Annotated in this window: 2 protein-coding genes; both read right to left on the reverse strand. The window is 76.6% G+C overall.

The features are described 5' to 3' along the window. The coding region (locus tag B0E53_RS31620; RefSeq protein ID WP_146167838.1) for a type I polyketide synthase at positions 1 to 6112 on the reverse strand (6112 nt) is incomplete at its 3' end. A 26-nt stretch (positions 6113 to 6138) separates the two neighbouring features. Next, on the reverse strand, positions 6139 to 6768 hold a 630-nt coding region (locus B0E53_RS31625; RefSeq protein WP_246835696.1), incomplete at its 5' end, for a beta-ketoacyl reductase.

The raw sequence follows: 6768 nt of genomic DNA on the forward strand, positions 1-6768 counted from the left end.
CCCAGCGGCGGGCCTGCCGGGCCAGCCCGCCGTCGCCGCGGGCGGAGACCAGCACCGGCACCAGCGGCGGCGCCGGCCGCTCGACCACCTCGCCGTCGAGCGCGTCGGCCGGCGGCTGCTCGATGATCACGTGCGCGTTGGTGCCGCTGACCCCGAACGAGGAGACCGCCGCCCGGCGGGGCCGGCCGGTCTCGGGCCACGGCCGGGCCTCGGTCAGCAGTTCGACCGCGCCCGCCGACCAGTCGACGTGCGGGGTGGGCGCGTCGACGTGCAGGGTGCGGGGCAGGATGCCGTGGCGCAGCGCCTGCACCATCTTGATCACCCCGGCCACGCCGGCGGCGGCCTGGCTGTGGCCGATGTTGGACTTGATCGACCCGAGCCACAGCGGCCGGTCGGCGGGCCGGTCCTGCCCGTAGGTGGCCAGCAGCGCCTGCGCCTCGATCGGGTCGCCCAGGGTGGTGGCGGTGCCGTGTGCCTCCACGGTGTCGACGTCCGCCGTGGTGAGGCCGGCGCTGGTGAGCGCCTGCCGGATGACCCGCTGCTGGGCCGGCCCGTTCGGGGCGGTGAGGCCGTTCGACGCGCCGTCCTGGTTGACCGCCGAGCCGCGGATCACGGCGAGGACCCGGTGGCCGTTGCGCCGGGCGTCGGAGAGCCGCTCCACGAGCAGCACGCCCACGCCCTCCGACCAGCCGGTGCCGTCGGCGGAGGCGGCGAACGACCGGCACCGCCCGTCGGCGGCGAGGCCGCCCTGCCGGGTGAACTCGACGAACGCGCCCGGGGTGACCAGCACGTTCACGCCGCCGGCGAGGGCCAGGTCGCACTCGCCCTGGCGCAGCGACTGCACGGCCAGGTGCAGCGCGACCAGCGAGGACGAGCAGGCGGTGTCCACGGTGACGGCCGGCCCCTCCAGGCCGAAGGTGTAGGCCACGCGGCCGGAGATGACGCTGTGCGCGCCGCCGGTGAGCCGGTAGCCGTCCAGGTCGGGCGTCTCGTCACCGGTGCCGTAGCCGGACGGGGACGCGCCGACGAACACCCCGGTCGGCGTGCCGTGCAGCGTGTCGGGGGCGACGGCGGCCTGCTCGAAGGCCTCCCAGGTGGCCTCGAGCAGCAGCCGCTGCTGCGGGTCCATGGCCAGGGCCTCGCGGGGCGAGATGCCGAAGAACTCCGGGTCGAACTCGGTGGCCCGGTCGATGAACCCGCCGTGGCGGGTGTAGGAGCGGCCCGGCGCCTCGGGGTCGGCGGCGAAGAGCCGGTCGAGGTCCCAGTCCCGGTCGGTGCGGAACTCCGTGATGCCGTCCCGGCCCTCCGCGACCAGCTCCCACAGCCCGTCGGGATCGCTGACGCCGCTCGGGTAACGGCAGCTCATCCCGACGATCGCGATCGGCTCGTCGGCCACGGCGGCGGCCGGCGCCGCGGCCGGGGCGGCCTCGGCCTCGGGCAGCCGCAGCAGGGACGCCAGGTGTCCGGCGAGGACGGCGGGACTGGGGTAGTCGAAGATCACGGTCGTGGGCAGGGCCAGCCCGGTCGCCGCGGTGAGCTGGTTGCGCAGCTCGACGGCGGTGAGCGAGTCGAAGCCCAGCTCCTTGAACGCCCGCTTCGGCCGGACCGCGTCGCTGCCGGCGTGGCCGAGCACGGCGGCGGCGTGGCCGCGGACCAGGTCGGTGAGGTGGCGGTCCCGGTCGGCGCGGGGCAGGGCGAGCAGTTGCGCACGCAGCGAGGCGGCCTGGTCGTCGACCCGGTCGGCGGGGCGTTCGGCCAGCGCGTCGCGGGCCTCCGCGATGTCGTCGAGCAGCGGCCGGGGCCGGGCCGAGGCGTACGCGGGGGCGAAGTGCTCCCAGCTGACGTCCGCCACGGTCAGGCAGGTCTCGCCGTGCTCGACGGCCCGGCGCAGGGCGAGCAGCGCCGCGGCCGGCTGCATCGGGTTGAGGCCACGCCGGCTGAGCAGCCGCTGCGCCTCCTCGGTGGTGGCCATGCCGCCCTCGGCCCAGGCGCCCCACGAGATGGAGGTGGCGGCGAGCCCCCGGGCGCGGCGCTGCTCGGCGAGCGCGTCGAGGTACGCGTTCGCGGCCGCGTACGCGCCCTGCCCGCCGCTGCCCCACACCCCGGAGATCGAGGCGAACATGACGAACGCGTCGAGGTCCCGGTCGCCCAGCAGCTCGTCCAGGTGGCCGGCGCCGGCGACCTTGCCGGCCATCACGTGGTCGAACACGTCGAGGTCCGTGTCGACCAGCGGGGTGAGCTGGGTGATGCCGGCGGCATGCAGCACGGCGGTCAGCGGGGCGACCTCGTCCAGGCCGGCGACCAGCGCGGCGACCTGGTCGCGGTCGGCCAGGTCGCAGGCCACCACGCTGACCCGGACGCCGCCGGCGGTCAGCTCGTCGACCAGCTCGCGGGCGCCGGCGGCGTCCAGGCCGCGGCGGCTGGTGAGCACCAGGTGCTCGGCGCCGTTGTCGGCGAGCCAGCGGGCGGCCTGCGCGCCGATCGCGCCGGTGCCGCCGGTGACCAGCACCGTGCCGCGCGGCTGCCACGGGACGAGCTGGCCCGAGGTGCGGGCGGTGGTGCGGGCCAGCCGCCGGACGAAGGTGCCGAACGGTCGGACGGCGTACTGGTCCTCGTCGCCGCCCGCGGTGAGGATCCGGGCGACCTCCGTCCAGGTCGCGGCGTCGGGTTCGGCGGGCAGGTCGACCACGCCGCCCCAGCGCCCGGGGTGCTCCAGGCCGATCACCCGGGCCAGGCCCCACAGGGCGTGCTGGGCGGCGCTGGCCACCGGTTCCGCCGGGCCGGTGCCGACCCCGCCCCGGGTGACGCACCACAGCGGTGCGGGGACGTCGGCGACCTGCAGGGCCTGCACCAGGCGGGTGGTGGCGACCAGCCCGGTCGGGATGCCGGGATGGTCGGGGTACGGCGCGTCCGCCAGGCCGAGCAGGGACACCACGCCGGCCAGGGCCTCGTCCCGCTGTCCGGCCAGCCAGCCGGCCAGCTCCTGCCGGGTGACCCGGGCCGGGTCCACGGGCAGCGTCCGCACCGCCGAGCCGTCGGGCAGGGCGGCGGCGAGCAGATCCAGCCAGGCGTCCACGGATGCGTCGTCGGCCGGCCGCACCACCAGCAGGTCGCCCGGGACGGGCGCGCCGCCGGCCGGGGCCGCCGGCTTCCACACCACCCGGTACGACCAGCCGTCCAGCACCGCCCGCTGCAACCGGGCGCGGCGCCAGGACGACAGCAGGGGCAGCGCCGGGGCGAGCACCTCCAGGTCGGCGCTCCCGTCGAGCTGGGCGGCCAGCGCCGCCACGTCGGAGCGTTCCACGGCCGACCAGAACTCGACGTCGACGACGTCGGGGCTGACGGGACCGGCGGCGGCCGGCGTGAGCCGCTCCGGCCAGAAGCGCTGCCGCTGGAAGGCGTACGTGGGCAGGTCGGTGAGGATCGGCGCGGGGGCGAGGATCCGGCGGGGCTCCACCGGCAGCCCGTTGGCGTGGGCGAGGGCGAAGCTGGTCAGCAGGCGGACGCGGGCGTCCTCGCCGCGGCGCAGGGTGGCCAGCGCCCGGCCGGTGGTGCCGGTGTCGTCCAGGATCGCGGTCAGCGACATAGTGAGCACCGGGTGCGGCGAGACCTCGACGAAGTCCGTGTGCCCGGCCTCGATCGCGGTCCGCACGGCGGTGTCGAACAGCACCGGCAGGCGCAGGTTGTCGGCCCAGTGGTCGGCGTCCATGCGGGCGCCGTCGAGCCAGGTGCCGGTCACCGTGGAGATGATCCGGACATCGCCGTCGGAAGGGGTGAGGCCGGCCAGTTCGGTGCGTACCCGGTCGGCGACCGGCTGCACGGCCGGGGAGTGCGAGGCGTAGTCGACGGCCACGAGCCGGGCCCGGACGCCGTCGGCGGTGCAGGCCGCCACGAGGTCGGCGACGGCCTGCGGCGGCCCGGCGACCGCCGCGGTGGCGGGGCCGTTGACCACGGAGACGGTGACTCCCTCGGGGAGGCGTGCCGCCACCTCGCCGGCCGGCAGGTCGATGGCGGCCATCGCCCCGGTGCCGGCGACGGCGGCCAGGGCCCGCAACCGCAGCGCCAGGACCTTGACGGCGTCGGCCAGCGACAGCACCCCGGCCACGTGGGCGGCCACGATCTCGCCCTGGGAGTGGCCGATCACGGCGCGGGGGGTCATCCCGGCGTGCCGCCACAGCCGGGCCAGGCCCACGCCGACAGCGAACAGGGCCGGCTGGGCCACCTCGGAGCGGACCAGCCAGGAGTCGTCGGTGTCGGTGAGCACGGCGACCACGTCGATGTCGAGCCAGCGGTCCAACTCGGCCTGGCACTCGGCGAGGGCCTCGTCGAAGACCGGGCAGGCGCCGATCAGCGCGGCCGCCATGGCCACGTGCTGCGCGCCCTGGCCCGGGAAGACCCAGACGGGTCCCTCGCCCGGTTCACCGGCCACGCCGGCGACGACGGTGCCGGCGGGGGTGCCGGCGGCGACGGCGTCCAGCCCGGCGAGCAGCTGCGCCGGGTCGGCGGCCACCACGGCGGCCCGGTGCTCGAACACCGACCGGGTGCTGGCCAGCGACCAGGCCAGCCGGGCCGGGTCGAGGTCGTCCCGGGCGCGGGCGTACCGGGCGAGCCGGGCCGCCTGCTCGCGCAGGGCGTCGGCGGAGCGGGCCGACAGCGACCACATGGTGGCTGGGGCGGTGAGCAGGGCGGGCCGCTCGGCGACGGGCGCCGGGGCGGGCCCGGGCTCGACCTGTTCCAGGATGACGTGGGCGTTGGTGCCGCTGATGCCGAACGACGACACCGCGGCCCGGCGGGGCCGGTCCAGCTCCGGCCAGGGCCGGGCGGTGGTGAGCAGGGAGACGGCGCCTGCCGACCAGTCGATGTGCGGGGACGGCTCGTCGACGTGCAGGGTGGCCGGCAGGAGGCCGTGTCGCATGGCCATCACCATCTTGATGACGCCCGCGACGCCGGCCGCCGACTGGCTGTGTCCCAGGTTCGACTTGATCGAGCCCAGCCACAGCGGGTCGCCCCCGTCGCGTTCCTGGCCGTACGTGGCGATCAGGGCCTGCGCCTCGATCGGGTCGCCCAGGGTGGTGCCGGTGCCGTGCGCCTCGACGACGTCCACGTCGGCGGCGCCGAGCCGCGCGTTGCTCAGCGCCTGCCGGATCACCCGCTGCTGGGCGGGGCCGTTCGGGGCGGTGAGCCCGTTGGACGCGCCGTCCTGGTTGATGGCGCTGCCGCGGAGAACGGCGAGGATCGGGTGGCCGTTGCGCTGGGCGTCGGAGAGCCGCTCGACCAGCAGCAGGCCGGCGCCTTCCGCCCAGCCGGTGCCGTCGGCGGCGGCGGCGAACGACTTGCACCGCCCGTCGGAGGCGAGCCCGCGCTGGCGGGAGAAGCCGACGAACGCGCTGGGGCTGGCCATCACGGTCACGCCGCCGGCCAGGGCCAGGTCGAACTCGCCGGCCCGCAGCGCCTGGGCGGCCAGGTGCAGCGCGACCAGCGACGAGGAGCAGGCGGTGTCCACGGTGACCGCCGGCCCCTCCAGCCCCAGCAGGTACGCGATCCGACCGGAGACCACGCTGGTGACGGTGCCGGTCAGCAGATAGCCCTCGTCGGCGCCCTCCGCGCCGCCGTCCTGCCCCACGCCGTAGCCGTTGGCGGCGGTGCCGACGAAGACGCCGACCTTCTGCCCGCGTACGGACGACGGGGCGATGCCGGCGCTCTCGAACGCCTCCCAGGAGGTCTCCAGCAACAGCCGCTGCTGGGGGTCCATGGCGAGCGCCTCGCGCGGCGAGATGCCGAAGAAGTCGGCGTCGAACTCCGCCGCGTCGTACAGGAAGCCGCCCTGCCGGGTGGTCGACGTCCCGGTCCGGCCGGCCTCCGGGTCGTACAGGCCGTCCAGGTCCCAGCCCCGGTCGGCGGGGAAGCCGCCGATCGCGTCCCCGCCCGCGGCCACCAGGTCCCACAGCTCGTCCGGGCTGGACACCCCGCCGGGGTAGCGGCAGGACATCGCGACGATGGCGATCGGCTCCCGGGCCGCGGCGGTCAACTGCTGGTTGAGCTGCTTGAGCCGGCTGGTCTCCTTGAGGGAAGCCCGAAGCGCCTCGACGACCTTATCTGCACTCGTGGACATCATGTACTCCGTACGTGGGACAAGGGTCAGGACTCGGAGCCGTCGAGGGCCAGCCTGATGAGGGTGTCGGTGTCCATCTCGTCGAGGTCGACGTCCGCGCCGCCCGGGGTGGGGGCGCCGTCGTCGCCGCCGGCGAGCGTGAGCAGCAGGTCCAGCAGCCCGGCTTCGCGGATGCGGGCCAGCGGGATGGTGGCCAGGGCCTGGCGGACCGCCACCTCGGCCGGGTCGGCCGCCGCGTCGCCGTCCGCCGCGGGCACCAGCGTGGCGCGCAGGTGGGCGGCGAGGTTGGCCGGGTCGGGGTGGTCGAAGACCAGGGTGGTGGGCAGGGACAGGCCGGTGGTCCGGTTGAGCCGGTTGCGCAGCTCCACCGCGGTGAGCGAGTCGAAACCGAGTTCCTTGAACGCCCGCCGGGGCTTGACCCGTTCGGGACCGGCGTGGCCGAGCACGGCGGCCGCCTCGGCGCGGACCAGGTCGGTGAGGTGGCGGTCCTGTTCCTCGCGGGGCAGGGCGAGCAGCCGGTCGCGCAGCGCCGCGCCGCCGTCGGCGGGGGCGTCGTCGGCGGGCAGCGCCTGCCGGGCCTCCGGCAGGTCGGCCAGCAGCGGCCGCGGCCGGGTCGAGGCGTACGCGGGGGCGAACGTCGCCCAGTCCACGTCGGC

The sequence above is a fragment of the Micromonospora sp. MH33 genome, assembly GCF_003013775.1.
Classification (GTDB): domain Bacteria; phylum Actinomycetota; class Actinomycetes; order Mycobacteriales; family Micromonosporaceae; genus Micromonospora; species Micromonospora fulviviridis.